The 231-nt window shown below is 72.7% G+C and carries 1 protein-coding gene; it reads right to left on the bottom strand.

Annotation, left to right across the window (positions count from 1 at the left end; genetic code table 11):
- Positions 1-231 (bottom strand): peptidoglycan-binding protein (locus tag HKX41_13870; protein ID NNC25220.1); only part of this gene is annotated, 231 nt, incomplete at both ends.

Raw genomic sequence — 231 nt, 5'->3', positions numbered from 1 at the left:
CACGCGCGCGAGCGAGCCGTCGCGGCTGAGTTCGACCCGGTCGGCCTGGGTGATGCGCTCGCGCAGCGCTTCGACGGTAAGCGCGGCGGCGAGGTTCTGGCTGTACGGCCCCGGCGCGATGCCGCGCGCGGCCTCGGCCTCGTGCACCTTGCCCAGGATCTGGTTGTAGAGCCGGTTGTTCGGATTGGCCGGATCGCTCAGCAGCGGCGGATTGGCCGGGCCGGACGGAGC

Source organism: Salifodinibacter halophilus (assembly GCA_012999515.1).
In the GTDB taxonomy this organism is placed as follows: Bacteria; Pseudomonadota; Gammaproteobacteria; order Nevskiales; family Salinisphaeraceae; genus Salifodinibacter; species Salifodinibacter halophilus.
This window is presented reverse-complemented; position numbering and strand designations above follow the sequence as displayed.